The sequence below is a fragment of the Mycolicibacterium hodleri genome (assembly GCF_025822245.1).
In the GTDB taxonomy this organism is placed as follows: domain Bacteria; phylum Actinomycetota; class Actinomycetes; order Mycobacteriales; family Mycobacteriaceae; genus Mycobacterium; species Mycobacterium hodleri.
Genome location: NZ_JACKTL010000038.1, coordinates 112,962 through 139,411 on the forward strand (window position 1 = coordinate 112,962; position 26,450 = coordinate 139,411).

Here is a 26,450-nt window from a genome sequence, read left to right on the forward strand (position 1 = left end):
CCTCCCTCGTCGTACCTCCGCCCGTGACCCGGGTGAAGCGGCGACGCTGGGGGCTGATCCGGTTGGCGTCGCCGGTCGTCCTCCTGGCGCTGTGGCAGCTCGGCAGCGCGCTCGGACTGATTCCCCAGGACGTTCTGCCCGCGCCGTCGCTCATCCTCGAGGCGGGCGTCGAACTCGTCAGAAGCGGTGAACTCGCCGACGCCCTTGCCGTGTCGGGTGTTCGGGTACTGGAGGGCTTGCTGCTCGGCGGGGTGATCGGAGTCGCCCTCGGCACCGCCGTCGGGCTCTCGCCATGGTTCGAGGCCACCGTCGACCCGCCGATGCAGATGGTCCGCGCGTTGCCCCACCTCGGCCTGATTCCGTTGTTCATCCTCTGGTTCGGCATCGGCGAACTGCCCAAGGTGCTCCTGGTCGCGCTCGGCGTCAGCTTCCCGCTGTACCTCAACACCTTCTCCGCGATCCGGCAGGTCGACCCCAAGCTGTTCGAAACCGCTCAGGTGCTTGGCTTTTCGTTCTGGCAGCGGTTCCGCACGATCATCGTCCCCAGCGCCGCGCCCCAGGTGCTCGTCGGCTTGCGTCAATCACTGGCCATCGCCTGGCTCACGCTCATCGTGGCCGAGCAGATCAACGCAGACAAGGGCATCGGGTACCTCATCAACAACGCCCGCGACTTCCTCCGCATCGACGTCATCATCTTCGGCCTGGTCGTCTACGCGATGCTCGGCATCGGGACGGATGCGATCGTGCGGGTCGCCGAACGCCGAGCGTTGAGGTACCGCTCGTGACGGTGACCTCCGAACGGCAGACCGGAACGGTCGGCGAACTTCGACACGTCGACAAGTGGTATGGCGACCACCACGTGCTGGACGACGTCTCGGTGCGCATCGGCCGCGGAGAGATCGTCGCGCTCATCGGCCGCAGCGGGTCCGGCAAGTCGACGGTGCTGCGCGTCTTGGCGGGTCTGTCCACCGATCACACCGGTGAGCGCGTCGTCACGGGCCCGCCCGCGTTGGCGTTCCAGGAGCCGCGGCTGTTCCCGTGGCGCGACGTGCGGACCAACGTCGGATACGGGTTGACGCGAAGCCGACTGTCCAAGGCCGACAGAGCAACTCGCGCCGATCGGGCCCTGGCCGACGTCGGTCTCGGCGACCGTGGCACTGCGTGGCCCCTGACGCTGTCCGGTGGGCAGGCGCAGCGGGTGTCGTTGGCCAGGGCGCTGGCCGCCGAACCGGAACTGCTGCTGCTCGACGAGCCGTTTGGCGCCCTCGACGCGCTGACGCGGCTGACCATGCGGGCCCTGCTGCTGACGTTGTGGCGCGAACACCGCTTCGGAGTGCTGCTGGTGACCCACGACGTCGACGAAGCGGTGGCCTTGGCCGATCGGGTGTTGGTCCTCGACGAGGGCCGTGTGTCGCACGAGCTCGTCGTCGACGACGCCCGGCGTTCGCCGTCGGATCCCTCGCCGAACACCGAGCGCTACCGGGCCGAGCTCCTCGACGAGCTCGGCGTCGAACTCTGAGCACCGTGCCGTCGATTCACGAGGGGGAACCGTCATGCCCGCATCCAGACGAGTGATCGGCCTGCGCGTCGCGGCCGTCGTGGTACTGGTCGGACTGCTGGCCGGGTGCGTCTCGCGGCAGGAGAACGCGGGCGCCCAGCAGGCCCCGGCCACGGTGCCGCTGTCCGAGCTGTCCGACGTGACACTGCAGATCGGCGACCAGAAGGGCGGCACCGAGTCGTTGCTGAACGCCGCGGGCGCCCTGACGGACCTGCCGTACAAGGTGGTGTTCTCCACCTTCACGTCGGGGCCGCCGCAGATCGAGGCCGCGACCGCGGGCAAGATCGACTTCGCCATCACCGGCAACACCCCGCCGATCTTCGGCGCCGCCGCAGGCGCGAAGGTCAAGGTGGTGACGGCCTACGAGAACGGCGGAGACGGCGACCGCGTCCTGGTACGGGCGGACTCGCCGATCAAGACCGTCGCCGATCTGCGCGGCAAGAGCGTGGCCGTCGGCAAGGGCAGCTCCGCCCATGGGCACATCCTCGCCCAGCTGCAAAAGGCGGGGTTGTCACCGGCGGACGTGAAGCTGGTGTTCTTGCAACCCGCCGATGCGCTGACCGCCTTCACCAGCGGACAGGCCGACGCGTGGGCGATTTGGGACCCGTACACCGCGCAGGTCGAACAACAGGTGCCCGTGCGCAGCATCGCCCAGGCCACCGGGGTCACCAACGGGGCCGGGTTCGGCATCGCCTCGGACGCCGCCCTCGCCGACCCGAAGCGCAACTCGGCGCTCGGGGATCTGCTGGTGCGCTACGCGAAGGCAACCCGCTGGGCGCAGGACCACCCCGCGGAATGGGCCGCCAAGTATTCGGCGGCGGTCGGCCTCGCCCTGCCCGTCGGGACCGCCGCGCAGGGTCGCAGCTTGCGGTCGTCGGTCGCGCTGGCCGGGCCGCTGGTCGAGTCCGAACAGAAGCTGGCCGACCTGTTCGCCGAGACCAAGCAGATCGCGTCGGCGCCCACGTTCGCCGACTGGGTCGACCACCGCTACGACGACGCGCTCAAACCCTTCACGACGACCGGAAGTTGAGGAATGTCCACGCGAGTTGAATTTCCCGCTTCGCGGGCCAAGTTCTTCTGGTTCCTGCCCACCAGCGGCGACAGCCGTTCCATCGTCGCGTCGTCGCACGCGTCGTCGAACCAGGTCCTCCCGCCGAACTACCGGCCCCCCACCCGCGGCTACCTCGCCGAGGTGGCCCGGGCGGCCGACCGGCTCGGCTTCGAGGGCGTACTGACGCCGACCGGAACGTGGTGCGAGGACGCGTGGTTGACCACGGCGGCTCTGCTGGCAGAGACCGAGAGGCTGAAGTTCCTCGTCGCCTTCCGTCCCGGACTGGTTCCTCCCACGCTGGCCGCCCAACAGGCGGCGACGCTGCAGCGCTTCTCGGGCGGCCGCGTGCTGCTCAACATCGTGACCGGCGGCGACGACGTCGAACAGCGGCGCTTCGGCGACTGGCTCGACCACGACGAACGCTACGCTCGCACAGGCGAATTCCTGCACATCGTCGACTCGGTCTGGCGAAACGGCCCGCTGGACTTCCGTGGCGAGTACTACCAGGTCGAGAACGCGATGGTGTCCGCCCCGCCAGACCCGTTGCCGCAGTTCTACTTCGGTGGGTCCTCCCCGGCCGCCCTGCCCATCGCGGCTCAACACGTCGACGTGTACCTGACGTGGGGCGAGCCGCCGGAGGCCGCGGCCGCCAAGATCGCGAAGGTGCGCGAACTCGCCGCGGCGCGGGGGCGCACGCTCAGATTCGGCATTCGTCTGCACACGATCAGCCGGGACACCTCGGCGGCCGCGTGGGCGGTGGCCGACGAGCTCGTCGCCGGGCTCAGTGAAGACCAGATCGCCAAGCAGACTGCCCTACACGCCAGTTCGCAATCGGAGGGGCAGCGTCGGATGACGGCGCTGCACGGCGGCCGGCTCGACGGGCTGGAGATCTACCCCAACCTGTGGGCAGGGGTCGGCCTGGTGCGTGGGGGAGCGGGCACGGCGCTGGTGGGCAGCCACGAGGAGGTCGCCAACCTCATCGTCGAGTACCACTCCCTGGGGTTCGACGAGTTCATCCTCTCCGGCTACCCCCACCTCGAGGAGGCGCACTGGTTCGCCGAGGGTGTGCTGCCGCTGCTCGTGCAGAAGGGCGTCGCCTGAGGGCCGGTTGGCTACCCTCCAGGGGTGGACGAGTGGTTTGAACACAGCCCCTTCGTCGGGTTCGTGCCGTGGATCATCTACTGGGTGGTGGCCGAGGGGCCCAGCACGTGGATGTTCGGCGCGCTGTGTGCCGTGCTGTCGGCGATCATCCTCGGCATCTCCATGGGTCGCGGGGGACCGAGGCTGCTCGAGATCGTCACGATCGTGTTCTTCGTCGTGGTGACCGCGGTCGGGATCATGCTCGGGGCGAAGGACCGCGACTGGATGGACACCTACGCGACGACGCTGTCCAGTGGCGTGCTCGCGGTAATGGCGCTCGGGTCGATGGCGTTCACCCCGTTCACCGAGCAGTACGCGAAAGTCGACCGGCCCCTGCAGGATTGGGAGAAGGCGGCCTTCCGGCAGACCAACAGGGTCCTGACGTTGATGTGGGCGCTGGTGTTCGCGCTGACCTCCGTGCTGGGCTACTACGCCGCCCGGGTTCCGCAGACCGTCGACTGGACCAACTGGGTGATCCCGGTCGTCGTCATCGTCGGCGCGGTGGGCATGACGCAGACCTATCCGACGCGGGTTCGCGAACGGGCCCGCCCCACGGCGTAGCCAGAGGGTAGCGCGGCTCACACGTCGCCCCTGGCTATGATCGCCGGGTGGTAAATCAGCCGGATTCGTCGGGACTTTCGCAGGAAGCGCTGGCCACTGCCGTCAGTGCGGCCCGCCAGGCCTTCGAGCTGGCGGCTGACCTCGACGCCCTGGCACGCGCCAAGACCGAGCACCTCGGCGACAAGTCGCCCATCGCGCTGGCCCGTCAATCTCTCGGCGCGCTCGACAAGGCCGAACGAGCCGAGGCCGGGCGCCGCGTCAACGTGGCGCGCACCGGTGCGCAGGAAGCCTTCGACGCGCGCATCGAGGTGCTACGCGCCGAGCGTGACGCCGCCGCCCTGGTCGCCGAGCGCATCGACGTCACGTTGCCGTCGACGCGGCAGCCGGTCGGCGCCCGGCACCCCATCACCATCCTCGCCGAACACGTCGCCGACGTATTCGTCGCGATGGGGTGGGAGCTGGCCGACGGGCCCGAGGTCGAGACCGAGCAATTCAACTTCGACGCCCTGAACTTCCCGCCAGACCATCCCGCCCGCAGCGAGCAGGACACGTTCCAGATCGCCCCGGACGGGTCCCGCCAGGTGTTGCGCACCCACACCTCCCCGGTGCAGATCCGGGCACTGCTCGAACGCGAGCTGCCCGTCTACATCGTCTCCATCGGTCGGACGTTCCGCACCGACGAGCTCGACGCGACCCATACGCCGGTCTTCCATCAGGTCGAGGGCATGGCCGTCGACCGCGGTCTCACGATGGCCAACCTGCGCGGCACGCTGGATGCGTTCGCGCGCGCGGAGTTCGGGCCGGAGGGTCGCACTCGACTGCGTCCCCACTTCTTTCCCTTCACCGAACCCTCGGCCGAGGTCGACATCTGGTTCGAGGGCAAGAAGGGCGGACCGGGCTGGGTGGAGTGGGGTGGCTGCGGGATGATGAACCCCAACGTCCTGCGCGCGTGCGGCATCGACCCCGACGAGTACTCCGGGTTCGCCTTCGGCATGGGCTTGGAGCGAACTCTGCAGTTCCGCAACGGTATTCCCGACATGCGGGACATGGTGGAGGGTGACGTCCGGTTCTCGCTTCCGTTCGGGGTGGGTGCCTGATGCGCGTTCCCTACAGCTGGCTGCGTGACGTCGTACGCGCCGGCTCTCCCGGCTGGGACGTGTCTCCCGAGGAACTCGAGCGTGCGCTCATCGCCATCGGCCACGAGGTCGAGGAGATCATTCCCGTCGGCCCGGTGTCGGGGCCGCTGACCATCGGGCGGGTCGCCGAGATCGAAGAGCTCACCGAGTTCAAGAAGCCCATCCGGGCCTGCAAGGTCGACGTCGGCGAGGACGAGCCGCGCGACATCGTCTGCGGCGCAACCAACTTCGCCGTCGGCGACCTGGTCGTCGTGGCGTTGCCCGGCACCACGTTGCCCGGTGACTTCACCATCGCCAAGCGAAAGACCTACGGCCGCACGTCCGACGGGATGATCTGCTCGTCCTCGGAGCTCAACCTCGGCAGTGACCACGCCGGGATCTTGGTGCTGCCACCCGGCACCGCCGCGCCGGGTGACTCCGCGGTCGACGTCGTCGGACTCGACGACGTCGTCTTCCACCTCGCGATCACCCCGGATCGGGGCTACTGCCTGTCCATTCGCGGCATGGCCCGCGAACTCGCCTGCGCCTACGACCTCGACTTCGACGACCCTGCCGCCGTCGAGCCGTTGCCCGCCGCCGGGGAGGCGTGGCCGCTGACCGTCGAACCCGGCACGGGCGTGCAGCGATTCGGCCTCCGGCCGGTCATCGGCATCGACCCAGGGGCCGTCTCGCCGTGGTGGATGCAACGCCGACTGCTGCTCAGCGGCATCCGGGCCATCTCCCCGGCGGTCGACGTGACCAACTACGTGATGATCGAGCTCGGCCATCCCCTGCACGCGCACGACCGCAGCCTGATTCACGGCGGCCTGCACGTCCGCTTCGCCACGCAGGGGGAGAAGGTCGTCACCCTTGACGACGTCACGCGCACCCTGGATGCCGGCGACGTGTTGATCGTCGACGACGTGGCCACCGCCGCCCTCGGCGGCGTGATGGGCGCAGGCACCACCGAGGTCCGCGACAGCACCACCGACGTTCTCCTCGAGGCCGCGGTGTGGGATCCGGCGACGGTGTCGCGCACCCAGCGGCGCCTTCACCTGGTCTCCGAGGCGAGCCGCCGCTACGAACGCACCGTCGACCCGGCGATCTCCATCGCCGCGCTCGACCGCAGTGCCGCCCTGCTGGCCGAGATCGCCGGCGGCGCAGTCGAACCCACGCTCACCGACTGGCGCGGTGACCCGCCACGCGAGGACTGGTCGCCGCCGGCGGTCAGCATGCCGGTCGACCTGCCCGACCGCCTGGCCGGCGTGGCCTACCCGGCGGGTGCCACCGTGCGGCGGCTGACGCAGATCGGGTGTCGCGTCACGGAGTCCGAGGGCATCGTCACCGTCGTCCCGCCGAGCTGGCGGCCCGACCTCAAGCAGCCTGCCGACCTCGTCGAAGAAGTGCTGCGCCTCGAAGGGCTCGAGAAGATCCCGTCGGTCCTGCCGACCGCTCCCGCGGGACGGGGTTTGAGTCCCATCCAGAAGCGCCGTCGTGCCGTCGGGAAGTCGTTGGCGCTCAACGGCTACGTCGAGGTGCTGCCGACGCCGTTCCTGCCCGCGGGCGTCTTCGACGCCTGGGGGCTGCCCGCCGACGATCCCCGTCGCGCCACCATGACCGTGCTCAACCCGCTCGAGGCCGACCGGCCTCAACTCGCCTCGACTCTTCTGCCCGGCCTGCTGGAGGCGTTGACGCGCAACGTCTCCCGCGGCGCCACCGACGATGCACTCTTCGGCATTCAGCAGGTGGTGTTGGCGACGCCGGAGACCAAGGCGATCGAACGGCTCCCCGTCGACCGCCGCCCCACCGAGGCCGAGATGGCGCTGATCGACGGCGCCCTGCCGCGGCAACCGTTGCACGTCGGCGTGGTCCTGTCCGGCATGCGCCAGCCCGCCGGCCCGTGGGGGCCGGGCCGACCGGTCGACGCGATGGACGCCTTCGAGGCGGTGCGCGTCATCGGACGGGCCTGCCACGTCGAGTTCGAGTTCCGCGCCGCTCGACAGCTGCCGTGGCACCCGGGTCGGTGCGCCGAGATCGTCCTCGACGGGGCCGTGATCGGGTACGCCGGTCAGTTGCATCCCGCAGTCATCGAGCGGTCCGGCCTGCCGAAGGGCGTCTGCGCCGTGGAGCTGAACCTGAGCGCCGTGCCCGCCGTCGAGCCGTTGCCGGCACCGTCGGTGTCGCCGTTCCCCGCGGTGTTCCAGGACGTGAGCCTGATCGTCGCCGACGACGTCGCCGCCCAATCGGTGGTCGACGCGGTCCGCGACGGGGCGGGGGATCTGCTCGAAGACGTCCGCATATTCGACGTGTACACCGGCCCGCAGGTCGGCGAGGGGCACAAGTCGCTGGCCTTGGCGCTGAGGTTTCGGGCACCCGACCGGACGCTCACCGAGGACGAGGCGAGCGCGTCCCGCGATGCGGCCGTCGAGGTTGCCGCCGCGCGCGTCGGTGCCGTGCAGCGCCGCAGATAAATGAATTTGCACCGACGCGCATAAACATGCAGAATCGCTGCATGACCTCAGTTGCGGTGGCCGGCGCGAGCGGCTATGCGGGCGGCGAGATCCTTCGACTCCTCCTCGGGCACCCCGCCCTCGCGGACGGTCGCCTGAGCATCGGCGCACTGACGGCCGCGGCCAGTGCGGGCACCTCGTTGACCGAGCATCATCCCCACCTGTTGCCGCTGGCCGACCGGGTTCTCGAGCCCACCGACGTCGACGTGTTGGCCGGACACGACGTCGTGTTCCTCGCTCTGCCGCACGGGCACTCCGGCGCACTCGCCGAGCAACTGGGACCCGACACCCTCATCGTCGACTGCGGCGCAGACTTCCGGCTCACCGATCCGGCCGCGTGGGAGCGGTTCTACGGTTCGGCACACGCCGGTAGCTGGCCCTACGGGCTGCCCGAACTGCCCGGCGGCAGGGAGGCGCTGCGCAACACCAAGCGCGTCGCCGTGCCCGGCTGCTACCCGACCGCCGCCCTGCTCGCCCTGTTGCCCGCGCTCGCCGAGAACCTCGTCGAGCCCGCCGTGACCGTCGTCGCGGTCAGCGGCACCTCCGGCGCCGGCCGAGCAGCCAAGGTGGACCTCCTCGGCTCCGAGGTCATCGGCTCGGCCCGGGCGTACAACGTCGGCGGCGCGCACCGGCACACCCCCGAGATCGCCCAGGGTCTGCGGACGGTCACCGACGAGAACGTCACCGTGTCGTTCACCCCGGTGCTGATCCCCACCTCCCGAGGCATCCTCGCGACGTGCACGGCCAAGACGGAGGCCTCGCTGTCGGAGATCCGGGCGGCCTACGAGAAGGCTTACGGCAACGAGCCGTTCGTGCATCTGCTTCCCGAGGGCCGCCTGCCGACGACGGGCTCGGTGATCGGAAGCAACGCCGCCCAGGTCGCCGTCGCGGTCGACGCGGACGCCGGTGTCCTGGTGGCGCTGTGTGCGATCGACAACCTCGTCAAGGGGACCGGAGGGGCGGCTGTGCAGTCGATGAACCTGGCGCTGGGCTGGGGGGAAACGGAAGGACTTTCGATCGTGGGTGTGGCGCCGTGACCAAACTCGTTCGCAATCAAGGCGTCACCGCGCCGTCGGGCTTCCGTGCGACCGGCATCTCGGCGGGCATCAAGGCCTCCGGCAAGCCAGACCTCGCCCTGGTCGTGAACCAGGGCCCGGATCTGGCCGCCGCCGCGGTGTTCACCCGCAACAAGGTGAAGGCCGCGCCGGTGCTGTGGACCCAGCAGGTGATGACCACCAGGCGTCTTCGCGCCGTCATCCTCAACTCCGGTGGCGCCAACGCCTGCACCGGCCCGCTCGGCTTTCAGGACACGCACGCCACGGCCGAGGCCGTCGCCGGTGCACTGTCGGACTGGGGCACCGAGACCGGCGCGATCGAGGTCGCGGTCTGCTCGACGGGACTGATCGGCGACCGGCTCCCCATGGACAAGGTGCTCGGCGGCGTCAAGGACATCGTGCACGAGATGGCCGGCGGGTTGACCGGCGGCGCCGAAGCGGCCCAGGCCATCATGACCACCGACACCGTGCCGAAACAGGTTGCGCTGCACCACGAGGCGGACTGGACGATGGGTGCGATGGCGAAGGGTGCCGGCATGATGGCCCCGTCGCTGGCGACCATGCTGTGCGTGATCACCACCGACGCCGTCGCCGACGCGGACGCCCTCGACCGGGCGCTGCGCGCCGCCGCGGGTCGCACCTTCGACCGGCTCGACATCGACGGCAGCTGCTCGACCAACGACACCGTGCTGCTGCTGGCCTCCGGCGCGAGCGAGATCACCCCGACGCAGGACGAACTCGACGCCGCCGTATGGGCCGTTTGCGACGACCTGTGCGCACAACTGCAGGCCGACGCGGAGGGCGTCACCAAGCGGGTCGCCGTCACCGTCACCGGCGCGGCCACCGAGGCCGACGCCGTCGTCGCCGCCCGGGTCGTCGCGCGCGACAGCCTGGTCAAGACGGCCCTCTTCGGATCCGATCCCAACTGGGGCCGGGTGCTCGCCGCGGTGGGGATGGCACCCGTCGACATGGCGGCCGACCGAATCAGTGTGTCGTTCAACGGCACTCCGGTGTGCGTCGACGGCGCCGGCGCTCCGGGCGCCCGTGACGTGGACCTCTCCGGCATCGACGTCTCCGTCGTGGTCGACCTCGCCGTCGGCACGGGGGAGGCCACCGTCCGCACCACCGATCTCTCCCACGCGTACGTCGAAGAGAACTCGGCGTACTCGTCATGACGGCGGCTCGGGTTCTCGCCGAGGCACTTCCGTGGCTCAAGCAACTCCACGGCAAGATCGTCGTGGTGAAGTACGGCGGCAACGCGATGACCGACGACGCCCTCAAGACGGCGTTCGCCGCGGACATGGTGTTCCTGCGCAACTGCGGCATTCATCCGGTCGTCGTGCACGGCGGCGGCCCGCAGATCAGCGCCATGCTCGCCAAGCTCGGCATCGCCGGCGACTTCAAGGGCGGGTTCCGCGTCACCACGCCGGAGGTGCTCGACGTCGCCAGGATGGTGCTCTTCGGTCAGGTCGGGCGTGAGCTCGTCGGACTGATCAACGCGCACGGCCCGTATGCCGTCGGCATCACCGGCGAGGACGCCCAGCTGTTCACCGCGGTACGGCGCACCGTCCTGGTCGACGGCGTGGCCACCGACATCGGCCTCGTCGGAGACGTCGCCAGCGTGGACGTCAGGGCCGTCATGGATCTCATTGCCGCAGGGCGGATTCCGGTGATCTCGACCATCGCGCCCGACGTGGCGGGGGTGGTGCACAACGTCAACGCCGACACCGCGGCGGCCGCTCTGGCCGAAGCGCTGTCCGCCGAGAAGCTGTTGATGCTCACCGACGTCGAGGGCCTCTACACCAGCTGGCCCGACCGCACCTCGCTGGTCAGCGAGATCGACGCCACCACCCTGACGGGGCTGCTGCCGGCACTGGAATCGGGGATGGTGCCCAAGATCGAGGCCTGCCTGCGCGCGGTCGCCGGCGGCGTTCCCAGCGCACACGTGATCGACGGCCGCGTGGAGCACTGCGTGCTGGTGGAACTGTTCACCGACGAAGGCTCCGGAACGAAGGTGACCGCATGACGAATACCGAAGACCTGCAAGCACGTTGGCGGGCCGTGATGATGGACAACTACGGCACGCCGCCGGTCGCGCTGGTCAGCGGCGACGGTGCCGTCGTCACCGACGCCGACGGCAAGTCCTACGTCGACCTGCTCGGCGGCATCGCGGTCAACGTGCTCGGGCACCGGCATCCCGCCGTCATCGAGGCCGTGACCACCCAGCTCAACACGCTCGGTCACACGTCGAACCTGTATGCCACCGAACCGGGCGTCGCCCTGGCCGAGGCGCTCGTCGCGCATCTCGGCGGCGACGTCGAGGCGCGGGTGTTCTTCTGCAACTCCGGGACCGAGGCCAACGAGGTCGCGTTCAAGATCTCGCGCCTGACGGGCCGGACCAACCTCGTCGCCGCCGAGAACTCCTTCCACGGCCGCACCATGGGTGCGCTGGCCCTGACCGGTCAGCCGGCCAAGCAGGCCCCGTTCGCGCCGCTGCCCGGCAACGTCACCCACGTGCCCTACGGCGACGTCGACGCCCTTGAGCACGTGGTGGATTCGTCGACCGCCGCGGTGTTCCTCGAGCCGATCATGGGGGAGGGTGGGGTCGTCACGCCCCCGCCCGGTTACCTCACTGCGGCCCGCGAGATCACCGCCCGGCACGGCGCCCTGCTGATCCTCGATGAGGTGCAGACCGGGATCGGCCGGACGGGAACCTTCTACGCGCACCAGTACGAGGGCGTCACACCCGACGTCGTCACCCTTGCCAAGGGTCTCGGCGGCGGTCTTCCCATCGGGGCCTGCTTGGCCATCGGCGAGACGGCGAACCTGTTGACGCCGGGCCTGCACGGCAGCACCTTTGGCGGCAACCCGGTCTGCACGGCCGCCGCACTCGCCGTGCTCCGGACGCTCGCCGCCGACGATCTGGTGGCGCGCGCCGACGTGCTCGGCAAGGTCATCGGCCACGGTGTCGAGGCCATCGGTCACCCGCTCGTCGACCACGTCAGGGGCCGAGGTCTGCTCCGTGGCATCGTGCTGACCGCGCCGAAGGGCAAGGCGGTCGAGGCGGCGGCGCGCGACGCCGGCTTCCTGGTCAACGCCGCGGCGCCCGACGTCATCAGGCTGGCGCCGCCGCTGGTGGTCACCGACGCCCAGATCGACGCGTTCCTCACCGCGCTGCCCGCCGTCCTCGACACCGCCCAGGAGACCTCGTGACGATTCGGAACTTCCTGCGCGACGACGACCTGTCACCGAGCGAGCAGGCCGAAGTCCTCGCTCTCGCCGCCGAACTCAAGAAGGCGCCGTTCAGTGCGCGCCCGCTCGAGGGTCCGCGCGGGGTCGCCGTCATCTTCGAGAAGAACTCGACGCGAACGCGGTTCTCGTTCGAGATGGGCATCGCCCAGCTCGGCGGTCACGCGGTCGTGGTGGACGGTCGCAGCACCCAGCTGGGGCGTGAGGAGACGCTCGAGGACACCGGTGCGGTGCTGTCGCGCTACGTCGACGCCATCGTCTGGCGGACGTTCGCCCAGGAACGGTTGGCCGCCATGGCCACCGGCTCGACCGTGCCGATCGTCAACGCGTTGTCCGACGAGTTCCACCCCTGCCAGGTGCTCGCCGACCTGCAGACCCTCGCCGAGCGCAAGGGCGAGCTGAAGGGCCTGCGAATGACCTACTTCGGCGACGGTGCCAACAACATGGCGCACTCGCTGATGCTCGGTGGCGTGACCGCGGGCGTCCACGTCACCATCGCCGCCCCAACGGGTTTCGAGCCGGCCCGACAGTTCGTGGCCGCCGCCGAACGCCGCGCCGAGAAGACTGGCGCCAGCGTGACCGTCACCTCGGACGCGAAGGCGGGCGCCAGGGGCGCCGACGTCCTGGTCACCGACACGTGGACGTCGATGGGTCAGGAGAACGACGGGCTCGACCGGGTCCGGCCGTTCCGGTCGTTCCAGGTCAACGGCGGGTTGCTCGAGCTGGCCGACTCGGAAGCGGTCGTGCTGCACTGTCTTCCCGCCCACCGCGGACACGAGATCACCGACGACGTCATCGACGGACCGCAGAGCGCGGTCTGGGACGAGGCGGAGAACCGGCTGCACGCGCAGAAGGCGTTGCTGGTCTGGTTGCTGGACCAATCGTGACCACGTCGACGAGGGCGGGCAGGCAGGCGCGGATCGTGACCCTGCTGTCGTCGACTGCGGTGCGCAGCCAGAGTGAGCTCGCCGCGATGCTGGCGGCCGAGGGCATCGACGTCACCCAGGCGACGCTGTCCCGCGACCTCGAGGAGCTCGGCGCGGTGAAGCTGCGCGGCGTGGACGGAGGCACTGGGGTGTACGTCGTCCCGGAGGACGGCAGCCCCGTCCGCGGAGTGTCCGGCGGCACCGACCGGATGACCAAGCTGCTCGGCGAGCTGCTGGTGTCCACCGACGCGAGCGGCAACCTCGCGATCCTGCGCACCCCTCCGGGCGGGGCGCACTACCTGGCAAGCGCCATCGACCGCTCGTCGCTGCCCTACGTCGTCGGCACCATCGCCGGGGATGACACCATTCTGGTCGTGGCGCGCGAACCCATGACGGGCGCTGAATTGGCCCGCACCCTCGAACGACTTCAACAGCCAGCCCCAAGAACTATCTAAGGAGATCGATTACATGTCCGAACGCGTCATCCTGGCCTACTCCGGCGGTCTGGACACGTCCGTCGCGATCAGCTGGATCGGCAAGGAAACCGGGCGCGAGGTGGTGGCCGTCGCCATCGACCTCGGCCAAGGTGGAGAGGACATGGAGGTCGTGCGGCAGCGCGCGCTCGACTGTGGCGCCGTCGAGGCGGTCGTGGTCGACGCCCGCGACGAATTCGCCGAGGAGTACTGCCTGCCGACCATCCAGAGCAACGCGCTCTACATGGATCGCTATCCGCTGGTGTCGGCGATCAGCCGGCCGCTGATCGTCAAGCATCTGGTCGAGGCCGCGCGGGAGCACGGTGGCGGCATCGTGGCGCACGGCTGCACCGGCAAGGGCAACGACCAGGTGCGCTTCGAGGTCGGCTTCGCCTCCCTGGCACCCGATCTCGAGGTGCTGGCGCCGGTCCGCGACTACGCGTGGACTCGGGAGAAGGCGATCGCCTTCGCCGAGGAGAACGCCATCCCCATCAACGTCACCAAGCGCTCTCCGTTCTCCGTCGACCAGAACGTGTGGGGCCGTGCGGTGGAAACCGGCTTCCTGGAACACCTTTGGAATGCGCCGACGAAGGACGTCTACGACTACACCGAGGACCCCACGGTCAACTGGAGTTCGCCGGACGAGGTGATCGTGGGCTTCGAGAAGGGCAAGCCCGTCTCGATCGACGGCAAGCCGGTCACGGTGCTCGAGGCCATCGTCGAGCTGAACCGGCGGGCGGGCGCTCAGGGCGTCGGCCGCCTCGACGTCGTCGAAGACCGGCTCGTGGGCATCAAGAGCCGCGAGATCTACGAGGCGCCCGGCGCCATGGTGCTGATCACCGCGCACACCGAACTCGAACACGTCACGCTGGAGCGTGAACTGGCCCGGTTCAAGCGGACCACCGATCAGCGCTGGGGCGAGCTGGTCTACGACGGGCTGTGGTTCTCGCCGCTGAAGCGGGCGCTCGAGTCGTTCGTCGCCGACACCCAGCAGCACGTCACCGGTGAGATCCGACTGGTGTTGCACGGTGGGCACATTGCCGTCAACGGCAGGCGCAGCGCGGAATCGCTGTACGACTTCAACCTCGCCACCTACGACGAGGGTGACACCTTCGACCAGTCCAGTGCCAAGGGCTTCGTCCACGTGCACGGGCTGTCGTCGAAGATCGCCGCCCAGCGCGACCTCGCTGGCAAGTGAGCACCAACGAAGGCTCGCTGTGGGGCGGCCGGTTCGCCGACGGACCGTCGGATGCCCTTGCCGCCCTGAGTAAGTCGACGCACTTCGACTGGGTGCTGGCGCCCTACGACGTGACGGCGTCCAAGGCGCATGCTCAGGTGCTGTTCCGCGCCGGCCTGCTGACGGAGGAACAGCGCGACGGGCTGCTGGCCGGGCTGGACAGCCTGGGCGCCGACGTCGACGACGGCAGCTTCGGACCGCTGCCGTCCGACGAGGACGTGCACGGCGCCCTCGAACGCGGCCTCATCGACCGGGCCGGTGTCGACCTCGGTGGTCGGCTGCGCGCCGGTCGATCGCGAAACGACCAGGTGGCCACGCTGTTTCGGATGTGGCTGCGCGACGCCATGCGCGCGGTGGGCTCCGGGGTGCTGGAGGTCGTCGGGGCGCTGGCCACCCAGGCCGCCTCCCATCCCACCGAGATCATGCCCGGCAAGACACATCTGCAGTCGGCCCAGCCGATCCTGCTGGCACACCACCTGCTGGCCCACGCGCACCCGCTGCTGCGCGACGTCGACCGGATCCTGGACTTCGACGACCGCGCCGCGGTGTCGCCGTACGGCTCGGGAGCGTTGGCCGGGTCGTCGCTCGGGTTGGATCCCGACGCCATCGCCGCCGACCTCGGCTTCACTGCGGCCGCCGACAACTCGATCGACGCGACGGCGTCACGCGACTTCGCGGCCGAGGCCGCGTTCGTGCTGGCGATGATCGCCGTCGACCTGTCCCGGCTTGCCGAGGACATCATCCTCTGGAGCACAACGGAATTCGGCTACGTCAAGCTGCACGACTCGTGGTCGACCGGCAGTTCCATCATGCCGCAGAAGAAGAATCCGGACATCGCCGAGCTGGCGCGCGGCAAGTCCGGCCGCCTGATCGGCAACCTGACCGGTCTGCTGGCCACGCTCAAGGCGCAGCCGCTGGCCTACAACCGCGATCTGCAGGAGGACAAGGAGCCGGTCTTCGACTCGGTGGCCCAACTGCGGTTGCTGTTGCCCGCGATGGCGGGGCTGGTCGCCACGCTGACCTTCGACGCCGACCGGATGGCCGAGCTGGCACCGCTGGGCTACACGTTGGCCACCGACGTCGCGGAATGGCTCGTCAGGACCGGAGTGCCGTTCCGCGTCGCCCACGAGGCGGCCGGCGCGGCCGTGAAGGCCGCCGAGGCACGTGGCGTGGGGCTCGAGGAGCTCACCGACGACGAGTTGGCGGGCATCCACCCGAGTTTGACGGCCGAGGTGCGCGAGGTGCTGACGGTCGAGGGCTCGGTGAGCTCGCGCGACGCCCGCGGCGGCACGGCACCGGTCCAGGTCGCCAAGCAGCTTCAGGTCGTGCGCGACACGGCCGACCGGCTGTCGTCGCGACTGCGCCCCTGACCCTCAGTCGTCGGCCAGGGCCAGCCACTCCTCCTCGAGTGCCTCCTTGCGCTCCGTCAGCTCGACGAGCTCGGCGTTCAGTTCGCCCAACCGGACGTGGTCGGCGGCCTCGTCGGCCATGGTGAGGTGCAGCTTGGCGATCCGCTCGTCGAGCTTCTTGAGCTGACTCTCGATGCGGGACAACTGCTTTCCCGCCTTGCGTTCCCGCGCCGAGGCCGTCTCGTTGCGATCGGCCGGCCGGGTCGCGGGGGCACCGTTGGCGCTCGGGCGTTCGGCCAGGTACTGCTCGATGCCGCCGGGCAACAGCACGCAGCGGCCACCGCCGGGGAGCGCGTAGGTCACGTCGCTGACGCGCTCCAGGAAGTAGCGGTCGTGGGTGACCACGATCAGCGTGCCAGGCCACCCGTCGAGGTAGTCCTCGATGACGTTGAGGGTGTCGATGTCCAGGTCGTTGGTCGGTTCGTCGAGCAACAACACGTTGGGCTCGTCGAGCAGCAGGCGGAGGAACTGGAAGCGGCGGCGTTCGCCACCCGAGAGCTCCGAGATCCGGGTGGTCAGCTTGTCGCCGGTGAAGCCGAAGTCCTCGAGCAGGGTGGCCGTGCTGACCTCCTTGCCGCCGGCGAGCTCGGTGATCCGCTTCGCGTTCTCGACCGCGTCGAGGACGCGTTCGTTGCCGTCGATCTCGACCAGTGCCTGGCTGAGATAGCCGATCCGCAGCGTCTTCCCGCGCTTGACGGTGCCCGACGTCGGCTCGATCTCCCCGATCAGCAGCTTGAGGAGCGTCGACTTTCCGGTGCCGTTGACGCCGACGAGCCCGATCCGCACGCCCGGTCCGATCGACCAGTCGAGCTTGTCGAGAAGGAGCTTGTCGCCCAACTCGAGCGTCACCCGGTGCATGTCGAAGACGTCCTTGCCCAGGCGCGCCGTCGCGAAGCGTTGCAGCGCAAGCGAATCCCGCGGCTCGGGCTCGTTGGCGATCAAGTCGTTGGCGGCCTGGATGCGGAACTTCGGCTTCGAGGTCCGTGCGGGCGGCCCGCGCCGCAGCCACGCCAGCTCCTTGCGCATGAGGTTGCGGCGGCGCGCCTCGGTGCCCGCGGCGACCCGCGAGCGTTCCGCCCTGGCCAGGACGTACGCCGCGTACCCGCCCTCGTACGCGTCGATGGTGCCGCCGTGCACCTCCCAGATGCGGGTGCAGACCGCGTCCAGGAACCACCGGTCGTGGCTGACCACCACCATCGTCTTCGCGGTCCGCTTGGATAGGTGGCCGGCGAGCCAGCCGATGACCTCGACGTCGAGGTGGTTGGTCGGTTCGTCGAGGACGAGGACGTCGTGACCCGCGAGCAGGAGCGCCGCCAGCGCGACGCGGCGTCGCTCACCACCACTGAGGTTGCTCACCTCGCGGTCCATCGCAACCTCGGTCAGCAGGTTCTCCACCACCGACCTCGTCTCCGCGTCGGCCGCCCAGATGTGGTCGGCCTGCCCGTGGACGATGACGTCGCGCACCGTTGCGTCGGGGTGGAAGTCGTCGGATTGGTGGAGGTAGCCGACCGACAATCCGGAGGTGTGGGTGACGCGCCCGGAGTCGGGTGGCCGGGTCGCGGTGAGGATCTTCAACAACGTGGACTTGCCGTCGCCGTTGCGGCCGACGACGCCGATCGCGTCGCCTTCGTCGACTCCGAGGCTCACGCCGTCGAGCAGGGTGCGCGTGCCGTAACCAACGGTTGCACGTTCGAGGTTGATCAGGTTCGCCATCAGGCGCCGATCATAGGTGCTGATGCCACAGAGCCCCACGTCCGCTGTGCCATGATGTCGTCGGATCGGGGGATTGGCGCATCGTACGAAAGGGGACGGTCGTCGTGGATCTTTCGGCACTCGTCAAACCGGTGGAGCGGCTGATGGCCACCGCGCAGAACGGACTCGAGGTGCTGCGCTACGGCGGTCTGGAGACCGGCGCGGTGCCGTCGCCCTTCCAGATCGTGGAGAGCGTGCCGATGTACCGGCTCCGTCGGTACTTCCCGCCCGACAGCAGGCCGGGGGCCAAGCCGGCCGGCCCACCGGTGCTCATGGTGCACCCGATGATGATGTCCGCCGACATGTGGGACGTCACCCGCAACGAGGGCGCCGTCGGGATTCTGCACGCGGCGGGCATCGACCCGTGGGTCATCGACTTCGGCTCCCCGGATCAGGTCGAGGGCGGCATGCAGCGCAACCTCGCCGACCACGTGGTCGCGCTCAGCGAGGCCATCGACACTGTGAAGAAGGTCACCGACCGCGACGTCCATCTGGCCGGCTATTCCCAGGGCGGCATGTTCGCCTATCAGACCGCGGCGTACCGACGGTCCAAGGATCTGGCGAGCATCGTCGGGTTCGGGTCGCCCGTGGACACCCTGGCGGCGCTGCCGATGAACCTGCCGGCCGGCCTTGCCGTCGGGGCCGCCGACTTCATGGCCGACCACGTGTTCAGCCGCCTCGACGTCCCCGGCTGGCTGGCCCGCACCGGTTTCCAGATGCTCGACCCGATCAAGACCGCCCAGTCCCGCCTGGACTTCCTGCGCCAACTGCATGACCGCGAGGCGCTGCTGCCACGCGAGCAGCAGCGGCGATTCCTGGCCAGCGACGGCTGGATCGCGTGGTCCGGCCCGGCGATCGCCGAGTTGCTCAAGCAGTTCATCGCCCACAACCGGATGATGAGCGGGGGGTTCGCCATCCGCGGCGACCTCGTCACCCTGGCCGACATCGACTGCCCGGTGCTGGCGGTCGTCGGCGAGGTCGACGACATCGGTCAGCCCGCATCGGTGCGCGGCATCAAACGGGCGTCCCCGCAGGCCGATGTCTACGAATACCTCATCCGCACAGGGCATTTCGGCCTCGTCGTCGGATCCAAGGCGGCCACCCAGACGTGGCCGACCGTGGCGGCGTGGGTGCGGTGGATCGCCGGGGACGGCGACATGCCCCAGGACGTCGTCCCGATGGCGCTGCAGCCCGTCGAGACCAACGACGCCGGCGTGCCGCTGGCCTCCCGAATCGCCCACGGTGCGGGCGCCGCCGCGGAGGTCACGTTCAGCGTGGCCCGCTCGGCGGCGGGCGCCATCGTCGCCGCCAACAAGTCGGCCCGTGCCCTGGTCGCCGAGACCGCCCGCACGCTGCCCAGGCTGGCCCGGCTGGGGCAGATCAACGACCACACCCGCATCTCGCTGGGGCGCATCATGTCCGAGCAGGCTCGCGCCACCCCGGGCGGCGAGTTCCTCCTGTTCGACGGTCGCGTGCACACCTACGAGGCGGTGGACCGACGCGTCAACAACGTCGTCCGCGGCCTCATCGACGTCGGCGTTCGCCAGGGCGCGCACGTCGGCGTGCTGATGGAGACGCGCCCCAGCGCCCTGGTGGCGATCGCGGCGTTGTCGCGGCTCGGCGCCGTCGCCGTGCTGATGCCGCCGGACGCCGATCTGGTCGAGGCCGCCCGCCTGGGGGCCATCTCCGACGTCATCGCCGATCCGGTGCACCTCGACGCGGCTCGCATGCTGCCGCTGCGCGTGCTCGTCCTTGGTGGCGGCGAGGCGCGCGACCTTGACTTGGCCGCCGACGACGACGTGGTCGACATGGAGAAGATCGACCCGGACGTGGTGGCGCTCCCCGGTTGGTACCGCCCAGACCCCGGCTACGCGAAGGATCTGGCGTACATCGCCTTCGCCACCGTCGGCGGCGAGCTCGTCGCCCGGCAGATCACCAACTTCCGGTGGGCGTTGTCGGCCATCGGCACCGCCTCGGCGGCCAATCTGGGCAACGGCGACACCCTCTACTGCCTGACCCCGTTGCACCACCAGTCCGGCTTGCTCGTCAGCCTCGGCGGGGCGGTCGTCGGCGGCACCAGGATCGCGCTGTCGCGCGGCCTGCGCCCGGACCGGTTCGTGCACGAGCTGCGGCAATACGGCGTCACCGTGGTGTCGTACACCTGGGCAATGCTGCGCGAGGTGATCGACGACCCGGCCTTCGTGCTCAACGGCAACCACCCCGTCCGGCTCTTCATCGGCTCGGGCATGCCGACGGGATTGTGGAGGCGCGTCGAGGAGGAATTCGCACCGGCCTTGGTCGTCGAGTTCTTCGCCACGACGGACGGGCAGGCGGTGCTGGCCAACGTCGCGGGCGCCAAGGTCGGCAGCGAGGGCCGACCACTTCCCGGCGGCGGCCACGTCGAGCTGGCCGCCTACGACCCCGACGACGACCTGATCCTCGAGGACGAGCGCGGTTTCGTCGCGCTCGCGGCCACCAACGAGGTCGGCGTCCTGCTGGCCCACCCGCGCGGTCCCGTCGACCCCACGGCGTCGGTCAAGCGCGGCGTGTTCGCCCCCGCGGACCTCTGGGTGTCCACCGAGTACCTGTTCCGTCGTGACGAGGACGGCGACTTCTGGCTCGTGGCCAATCGGGGGAACGTGATCCGCACCCCGCGGGGCCCGGTGTTCGGCGACGCGGTGAACGACACGCTCGGCCGGATCGGCGCGGTGGACCTCGCGGTCACCTATCGCGTGGCCGTCGGCGAGGGCGACCTGGCGGTCTCGGCGCTGCAGCTGCGCCCGGGCGGCAGCGTTCCGACCGCCGATCTGAACGCGGCCATCGCGGGCTTGCCGGTCGGGGTGGCCCCCGACGTCGTGCACGTGGTCTCGGAGATGACCCTGAGCGCCACCTACCGGCCGCTGCTGGGTCCGTTGCGGGCGGCCGGTGTGCCCAAGCAATCGCGGCACGCGTGGTACCTCGACGACGATGGGACCTACAAGCGGCTCACCGCGGCCGTGCGCGCAGAACTCACCAACTCGGCTGACGACGAGTGAGGGAAGTGAAGCGAGTGACATGCTGCCGCGCTCGCGACGCTTTGTTAGGCTCCGCCTGGCTGTACGTGGCCACCCGGGTCGGGCCGGAAACTCATGGACGCTCGACGATGGAGGATTGATGGCCGAACAGACCAGCTCGAACGGCTGGCGTCGCGCGCTGGTGGGCGCGGTGGCCAGTGCTGCCCTGGCAGCTGGGCTCGTGACCGGTGTGAGCGCGGCGTCCGCCGCGGCTGACCCGTCCGCCGATGCCGCGGCGGCCAGTGACGCCGCTCCCGCGATGAGCGTCGACCAGGCTCTCGCGATGATCGCCACGGAATACGACACCGGCGCCGGCGGCGGTCAGATCTCCACCCTGATCCACAAGGTCATGACGCTGCGCGCGCGGGGCTTCCGACCCTCGACCTCCAACGGGGAGGCCCTGGTGGCGGCGCTCGACAAGCGGCCGAACCAGGGACCGTTGGTCGAGGCCCTGCAGTCGACCCTGTCCTTCCAGATGCGGCAGGCGTCCCGGCAGACCGGTGGCGGGCCCGTGCTGAACCCGCCGACCATCGGCATCGGGGGCAACGGTGGCGGAGCGCCGAGCATCAACAGCGGTGGCGGCGTCAACATCCCGCTCGGCTGACACCGTGATCGACCAACGACTGCGCAGCCTGCTCGTGTGTCCGGAGGATCGTGGGCCGCTGCTTCTGGTGGGTGACGACGTCCTCTACAACCCGAGGCTCCGGCGCGCCTATCGGATCGAGGCGGACGTGCCCGTGCTGCTGATCTCCGAAGCAGTCACCGTCACCGACGACGCCGAGCACCAGGGTCTGCTGGAGCGCGCCGAGTCCTGATCAGCTCAGCCCGGGCAGGTCGCCGGTGAGGTAGCGCTGCAGATTCGGCGCGATGGTCTCGGCGATCTGCTCGACCGGCAGTGACGCGAACGGTTCCAGTTCCAGGATGTAGCGCGCCATCACCACACCGACCAGCTGGGATGCGACGAACTGGATGCGGACCGGGCCCGAACCCGGCGGCTCGTCCACGCGCGACCCAATCTCGACGGCGATGACGTCCTGCAGGAACGACCGGATCAGGCCGACGCCGTCCCCCGCGAGCATCGAGCGCAGCGTGGCGAGGAACGCCGACCCCATCTCCGAATCCCACAGCGGCAGCAGCAGCGACGGCAGCGTCAGCCCGAGTTCCTCGACCGGCACCTCCCGCATCGGACCGAGCACCAGCATCGGGTCGACCGGGATGTGCACCGCCGCGGCGAACAGCTGCTCCTTGGTGCCGAAGTAGTGATGCACCAGCGCCGAGTCGACACCCGAGGCGGCGGCGATCGACCGGATCGACGTCTTCCCGATACCGTTGCGCGCGAACAACTCTCGGGCGTTGTCCAGGATGCGGTCGCGGGTGTCGGAGGTGCCGGGCGGACGGCCGGGGCGCTTGCGCTGCGACGCGCTCACGGAGTCCTGCGCCGGAGGGTGGCCGCGGCCAGGCCCATCGCGACCACCGCGAAGGCGACGACGACTGCGATGTCGCGGGCGGCGGTCGCGGTCAGGTTGGGGTGGGCGCCGACCTCCCGCAACGCCTCCAGTGCGTAACTGGCCGGCAGCGCGTTGCTGATCCATTGCAACCAGTCGGGCAGCATGTCGCGCGGCACGATGATGCCGCACAGCAGCAGCTGCGGCACGATGACCACGGGCATGAACTGGACGGCTTGAAACTCGGTGCGCGCGAACGCACTACACAGGAGCCCCAGTCCGACGCCGAGTACCGCGTTGACGATGGCGATGAGGAACACCAGGGCGGGGCTGCCCGCCGTGTCGAGCCCGAGCAACCAGAAGGAGATGACGCACGCGAGGGTGGCCTGGGCGGCGGCGGCGACGGAGAAGGCGGTGCCGTAGGCGGCCAACAGATCCAGCCGGCGCAGGGGAGTGGTGAGGATTCGTTCCAGCGTTCCGGACGCGCGTTCGCGCTGCATGGTGATCGACGTGATCAGGAACATCACGACCAGCGGGAACACCCCGAGCATGATCAGGCACGCGTTGTCGAACGGCGACGGTGTCCCCGGCCGGTGGGGCACGTTGGCGAACATGAAGTACATCAGCGTGATGACCAGGCTCGGTACGACGAGGATCATCGCGACGCTGCGGTGATCACCGACGAGTTGCCGCAGGATCCGCCCGGTGGTGGCCAGGTAGGCCTGCGGGCTCAGCCGAGAGCGGGTGCGGTGCTGTGCCGGATGACGGACAGAAACGCTTCCTCCAGTGACTGACATCCCGTGTCCTCTCGTAGGCGGGCCGGTGTGGTGTGGGCGAGAAGGCGCCCCTCGCGCAGGAGCAGCAGATCGCCGCAGTGGTCCGCTTCGTCCATCACGTGGCTCGACACCAACAGCGTCGTCCCACGGCTGGCCAACTGGCGGAACTGCGCCCAGAGGTCGACCCGCAGTACGGGGTCCAGTCCGACGGTGGGTTCGTCGAGCACCAAAACCTCGGGGTGGGCCACCAGGGCGCAGGCCAGCGAGACTCGGGTGCGCTGACCTCCGGAGAGGTTGCCGCACAACGCTGTTCGGTGATCGGCGAGCCCGACGTTGGTGATGGCCTCGTCGGCGGCGTCGGCGGCGTCGGCGCCGGTGCCGTACAGCGAGGCGAAGTAGCGCACGTCGTCGACGACGCGAAGATCCTCGTAGACGGTGGCGTTCTGGGTCACGTAGCCGACGCGATGTCGCAAGTCCGCCGACCCCGCGGGTCGCCCGAGCACCGTGACGGTGCCCTTCGCGATCAGCTGGGTTCCGACGATGCTGCGAATCAGCGTGGTCTTTCCGCATCCGGAGGGACCGAGCACGCCGGTGATGGTGCCCGGGGCGATGCGCACGGTGACGTCGTCCAGTGCGGTACGCGCGCCGCGGACCACGGTCAGATGCTCGACCGAAACGGCGGGCTGGACACCGTCGGCCAATAATTCATCATGCGATGAACTCATCATGTGATGAATATCCTCCCCGCAGGTAGTGCCGTCAAGGGTGGCGGGCAGAATCGTCTCGATGAGCGCGCAACGGTTGGCCACCGACCCGGTGTCTGCTGCACGACTCCTGGTCGGCGCCACGTTGAGCTGCCGAGGAGTCGTCGCGACGGTCGTCGAAGTCGAGGCCTACGGTGGCCCCGAGGACGGCCCGTGGCCGGACGCCGCCTCGCATTCCTACCGTGGTCGCGGCGGCCGCAACGAGGTCATGTTCGGTCCGCCGGGACGGATGTACGCCTATCGCAGCCACGGCATCCACGTGTGCGCCAACGTCGTGTGCGGTGAGGACGGTGTTGCCGCAGCGGTCCTGTTGCGTGCCGCGGTGGTGACCGACGGCTTCGGCAGCGCCCACGCAAGTCGCGGGCCGGTGCCCACCGCCGCGCTGGCGCGCGGCCCAGGAAATCTCTGCTCCGCTCTCGGAATCACCATGCAGGACAACGGAATCGACCTCTTCGACGCGGGCAGCCCGGTTCGGTTGACGCTCGGTGCTCCGCGTCCGGTGATCAGCGGGCCGCGGGTGGGGGTGAGCAAGGCGGCAGACCGACCGTGGCGGTTCTGGCTCGCCGAGCACCCGGAGGTCTCCGCGTACCGCCGTAGTCCCCGGGCACCCGCGCCGGGTGACGGCGACGGATGGTAGAGGATTGACGGCGTGACTTCTCCGGGCGCCGACATCCTCGACGAACTGGACTGGCGCGGCTTGATCGCGCAGTCCACCGACCGCGAAGCGTTGGCCGCCGATGCGGCATCGGGACCGCTGACGCTGTACGCCGGGTTCGACCCGACGGCACCGAGTCTGCACGCCGGGCACCTGATTCCGCTGCTGACCCTGCGCCGGTTCCAGCGTGCCGGCCACCGGCCGATCGTATTGGCCGGCGGCGCCACCGGACTGATCGGCGACCCACGGGAGACCGCCGAACGCACGATGAACACGGCGGACACGGTGGCGGAGTGGTCCGAGCGCATCCGCGGCCAGCTCGAGAAGTTCGTGGAATTCGACGGATCCGCTACCGGCGCCGTCGTCGAGAACAACCTGACCTGGACCTCGCAGCTGTCGGCGATCGAGTTCCTGCGCGACGTCGGCAAGCACTTCTCGGTGAACGTCATGCTCGACCGCGACACCATCCGCCGGCGCCTCGAGGGTGACGGCATCTCCTACACGGAGTTCAGCTACATGCTCTTGCAGGCGAACGACTACGTCGAACTGCATCGCAAGTACGGCTGCTCGCTGCAGATCGGCGGATCGGACCAGTGGGGGAACATCATCGCCGGCGTCCGCCTGGTCCGCCAGAAACTCGGCGCCAGCACACACGCGCTGACGGTGCCGCTGGTGACCTCGGCCGACGGCAAGAAGTTCGGCAAGTCCACCGGGGGTGGCAACGTCTGGCTCGACCCCGAGCTGACCAGCCCGTACGCCTGGTACCAGTACTTCTTCAACACCGCCGACGCCGACGTGGTGCGCTATCTGAGGTGGTTCACGTTCCTCTCGGCCGACGAACTCGGCGACCTCGAGCTCGCGACCACCGAACGGGCGCACGAACGCGCCGCCCAGCGGCGACTGGCCCAGGAACTGACCACGCTGGTCCACGGGCAGCAGGCCACCGACTCCGTCGAACTGGCCAGCCAGGCGCTGTTCGGCCGCGGTGAGCTGGCCGGCCTCGACGAAGCCACGCTGGCAGCAGCCTTGCGTGAGACGTCGGTGGCAGAGCTCCAACCAGGCGGTTCGGACGGCATCGGTGATCTGTTGGTGGCCGCGGGTCTGTCGAAGAGCAAGGGCGAGGCACGACGGACGCTGTCCGAGGGCGGTGTCTACGTCAACAACGTTCGAGTCGACGCCGACGACTGGGTTCCGCAGCCGGGGGACTTCTTGCACGGCAAGTGGTTGGTGTTGCGGCGCGGCAAGCGCAACGTCGCGGGCGTCGAACGGGTTCAGTGACGTCCACGAAGGGGTCTGGAGAACCGTTTGAGCACCCGCTCGGGGCCTGAACTTCTGCTAGTCACGCCTCTGACCAGGCGATTTGACTCTCCGTTATCCGGCACGTAACTTTATCCAAGTCGTCAGCGACGCGGTCCAGATCGCAGAGCGCGACGGCATCCCAGAGGGAAGTTCACTTCGGTGGTTTCACTCTACTGTCCGCAAGAGGCTAGCGGCTTTTCGCCGCGGGGCTGTCATGCGAGCAGGTGGGGCGTGTTGTTTGAGAACTCAATAGTGTGTTTGGTGGTTTTTGTTTGTTGTTTTTGGCCATCTTGGTGGGGGACTTCCCGTCTTCCTGCTGCTTATGGATGGTTTTGTTTTTTTTGCCAGTTTTGACTGGTTGTTGGATATCGGATTTCTCTGATTTGCGATGCACCTGGTTTTGCCGGGTTGTTTTTGTTTGG

Annotated in this window: 25 protein-coding genes; 20 read left to right on the forward strand and 5 right to left on the reverse strand. The window is 69.3% G+C overall.

From position 1 onward, the window contains the following. The first annotated feature begins 23 nt into the window (after positions 1 to 23). The 15 genes from H7J06_RS17350 to argH are packed head-to-tail and all read left to right on the forward strand — an operon-like array spanning position 24 to position 16,245. The gene (locus tag H7J06_RS17350; protein WP_372515336.1) at positions 24 to 785 is read left to right on the forward strand and encodes an ABC transporter permease; all 762 of its coding nucleotides are present in this window, start codon (positions 24 to 26) and stop codon (positions 783 to 785) included. Continuing rightward, complete coding sequence (locus H7J06_RS17355; RefSeq protein ID WP_264040230.1) at positions 782 to 1,519, forward strand: ABC transporter ATP-binding protein; 738 nt, start codon at positions 782 to 784, stop codon at positions 1,517 to 1,519. Before H7J06_RS17350 ends, H7J06_RS17355 begins: the two co-directional genes overlap by 4 nt. A gap of 34 nt (positions 1,520 to 1,553) precedes the next feature. Beyond that, entirely contained in the window at positions 1,554 to 2,588 is a 1,035-nt protein-coding gene (locus H7J06_RS17360; RefSeq protein ID WP_264040231.1) for an ABC transporter substrate-binding protein, read from the forward strand. Between the two features lie 3 nt (positions 2,589 to 2,591). After that, positions 2,592 to 3,710, forward strand: a complete 1,119-nt coding sequence (locus H7J06_RS17365) for an LLM class flavin-dependent oxidoreductase (protein WP_264040232.1) — start codon at positions 2,592 to 2,594, stop codon at positions 3,708 to 3,710. Positions 3,711 to 3,734: 24 nt separating this feature from the next. Next, positions 3,735 to 4,310, forward strand: coding sequence for a DUF3159 domain-containing protein (locus H7J06_RS17370; protein WP_264040234.1), 576 nt, complete (start codon positions 3,735 to 3,737; stop codon positions 4,308 to 4,310). A gap of 47 nt (positions 4,311 to 4,357) precedes the next feature. Continuing rightward, positions 4,358 to 5,407 (forward strand): phenylalanine--tRNA ligase subunit alpha, encoded by a 1,050-nt coding sequence (gene pheS / locus H7J06_RS17375; protein ID WP_264040235.1) that lies wholly within the window; start codon positions 4,358 to 4,360, stop codon positions 5,405 to 5,407. Next, entirely contained in the window at positions 5,407 to 7,896 is a 2,490-nt protein-coding gene (gene pheT / locus H7J06_RS17380) for a phenylalanine--tRNA ligase subunit beta (protein WP_264040236.1), read from the forward strand. Before pheS ends, pheT begins: the two co-directional genes overlap by 1 nt. A gap of 41 nt (positions 7,897 to 7,937) precedes the next feature. Further along, positions 7,938 to 8,972 (forward strand): N-acetyl-gamma-glutamyl-phosphate reductase, encoded by a 1,035-nt coding sequence (gene argC, locus H7J06_RS17385; RefSeq protein ID WP_275079536.1) that lies wholly within the window; start codon positions 7,938 to 7,940, stop codon positions 8,970 to 8,972. Beyond that, complete coding sequence (argJ, locus tag H7J06_RS17390) at positions 8,969 to 10,165, forward strand: bifunctional glutamate N-acetyltransferase/amino-acid acetyltransferase ArgJ (RefSeq protein WP_264040238.1); 1,197 nt, start codon at positions 8,969 to 8,971, stop codon at positions 10,163 to 10,165. The genes argC and argJ overlap by 4 nt, the downstream gene beginning before the upstream one ends. After that, positions 10,162 to 11,016 carry an acetylglutamate kinase gene (argB, locus tag H7J06_RS17395; protein WP_264040239.1) on the forward strand — a complete coding sequence of 285 codons (855 nt, stop codon included), beginning with the start codon at positions 10,162 to 10,164 and terminating at the stop codon, positions 11,014 to 11,016. Before argJ ends, argB begins: the two co-directional genes overlap by 4 nt. Then, on the forward strand, positions 11,013 to 12,203 hold the full coding sequence (locus tag H7J06_RS17400; protein WP_264040240.1) for an acetylornithine transaminase: 1,191 nt from the start codon (positions 11,013 to 11,015) through the stop codon (positions 12,201 to 12,203). The genes argB and H7J06_RS17400 overlap by 4 nt, the downstream gene beginning before the upstream one ends. Positions 12,204 to 12,205: 2 nt before the next feature. After that, on the forward strand, positions 12,206 to 13,126 hold the full coding sequence (argF, locus tag H7J06_RS17405) for an ornithine carbamoyltransferase (RefSeq protein ID WP_264040274.1): 921 nt from the start codon (positions 12,206 to 12,208) through the stop codon (positions 13,124 to 13,126). Further along, positions 13,057 to 13,620: an arginine repressor gene (locus tag H7J06_RS17410; RefSeq protein WP_372515337.1), complete on the forward strand. Its 564-nt coding sequence runs from the start codon at positions 13,057 to 13,059 to the stop codon at positions 13,618 to 13,620. Before argF ends, H7J06_RS17410 begins: the two co-directional genes overlap by 70 nt. A 13-nt stretch (positions 13,621 to 13,633) precedes the next feature. Continuing rightward, positions 13,634 to 14,836, forward strand: coding sequence for an argininosuccinate synthase (locus tag H7J06_RS17415; protein WP_264040241.1), 1,203 nt, complete (start codon positions 13,634 to 13,636; stop codon positions 14,834 to 14,836). After that, positions 14,833 to 16,245: an argininosuccinate lyase gene (gene argH, locus H7J06_RS17420; RefSeq protein ID WP_264040242.1), complete on the forward strand. Its 1,413-nt coding sequence runs from the start codon at positions 14,833 to 14,835 to the stop codon at positions 16,243 to 16,245. Before H7J06_RS17415 ends, argH begins: the two co-directional genes overlap by 4 nt. A gap of 3 nt (positions 16,246 to 16,248) precedes the next feature. Here the strand turns inward: argH and H7J06_RS17425 are convergent, their stop codons facing one another. Continuing rightward, positions 16,249 to 17,997: an ABC-F family ATP-binding cassette domain-containing protein gene (locus H7J06_RS17425; RefSeq protein WP_264040243.1), complete on the reverse strand. Its 1,749-nt coding sequence runs from the start codon at positions 17,995 to 17,997 to the stop codon at positions 16,249 to 16,251. A 104-nt stretch (positions 17,998 to 18,101) separates the two neighbouring features. On the opposite strand from H7J06_RS17425, the gene H7J06_RS17430 reads away from it, so the two are divergent. From H7J06_RS17430 to H7J06_RS17440, 3 genes are all read left to right on the forward strand, one after another. Beyond that, positions 18,102 to 21,071: an acyl-CoA synthetase gene (locus H7J06_RS17430; RefSeq protein WP_372515334.1), complete on the forward strand. Its 2,970-nt coding sequence runs from the start codon at positions 18,102 to 18,104 to the stop codon at positions 21,069 to 21,071. 118 nt (positions 21,072 to 21,189) lie between these two features. After that, entirely contained in the window at positions 21,190 to 21,693 is a 504-nt protein-coding gene (locus tag H7J06_RS17435) for a hypothetical protein (RefSeq protein ID WP_264040244.1), read from the forward strand. Between the two features lie 4 nt (positions 21,694 to 21,697). Further along, complete coding sequence (locus H7J06_RS17440; protein WP_264040245.1) at positions 21,698 to 21,904, forward strand: Trm112 family protein; 207 nt, start codon at positions 21,698 to 21,700, stop codon at positions 21,902 to 21,904. Here the strand turns inward: H7J06_RS17440 and H7J06_RS17445 are convergent, their stop codons facing one another. From H7J06_RS17445 to H7J06_RS17455, 3 genes are read right to left on the reverse strand one after another with little or no spacing between them, the layout of a single operon-like run. After that, the gene (locus tag H7J06_RS17445) at positions 21,905 to 22,516 is read right to left on the reverse strand and encodes a TetR/AcrR family transcriptional regulator (RefSeq protein ID WP_264040246.1); all 612 of its coding nucleotides are present in this window, start codon (positions 22,514 to 22,516) and stop codon (positions 21,905 to 21,907) included. Then, a complete protein-coding gene (locus H7J06_RS17450) occupies positions 22,513 to 23,331 on the reverse strand; it encodes an ABC transporter permease (protein ID WP_264040247.1) in 819 nt (272 codons plus the stop codon). The genes H7J06_RS17445 and H7J06_RS17450 overlap by 4 nt, the downstream gene beginning before the upstream one ends. Then, positions 23,265 to 24,038 carry an ABC transporter ATP-binding protein gene (locus H7J06_RS17455; RefSeq protein WP_264040249.1) on the reverse strand — a complete coding sequence of 258 codons (774 nt, stop codon included), beginning with the start codon at positions 24,036 to 24,038 and terminating at the stop codon, positions 23,265 to 23,267. The genes H7J06_RS17450 and H7J06_RS17455 overlap by 67 nt, the downstream gene beginning before the upstream one ends. A 58-nt stretch (positions 24,039 to 24,096) precedes the next feature. Here H7J06_RS17455 and H7J06_RS17460 point away from each other — a divergent pair, with 58 nt between their 5' ends. Beyond that, a complete protein-coding gene (locus tag H7J06_RS17460) occupies positions 24,097 to 24,711 on the forward strand; it encodes a DNA-3-methyladenine glycosylase (RefSeq protein WP_264040250.1) in 615 nt (204 codons plus the stop codon). A gap of 12 nt (positions 24,712 to 24,723) precedes the next feature. Next, positions 24,724 to 26,007: a tyrosine--tRNA ligase gene (tyrS, locus tag H7J06_RS17465; RefSeq protein WP_308205801.1), complete on the forward strand. Its 1,284-nt coding sequence runs from the start codon at positions 24,724 to 24,726 to the stop codon at positions 26,005 to 26,007. 208 nt (positions 26,008 to 26,215) lie between these two features. On the opposite strand, the gene H7J06_RS17470 is transcribed toward tyrS, so the two are convergent. Beyond that, positions 26,216 to 26,450: hypothetical protein (locus tag H7J06_RS17470; protein WP_264040251.1), on the reverse strand; the 235-nt coding region annotated here is incomplete at its 5' end.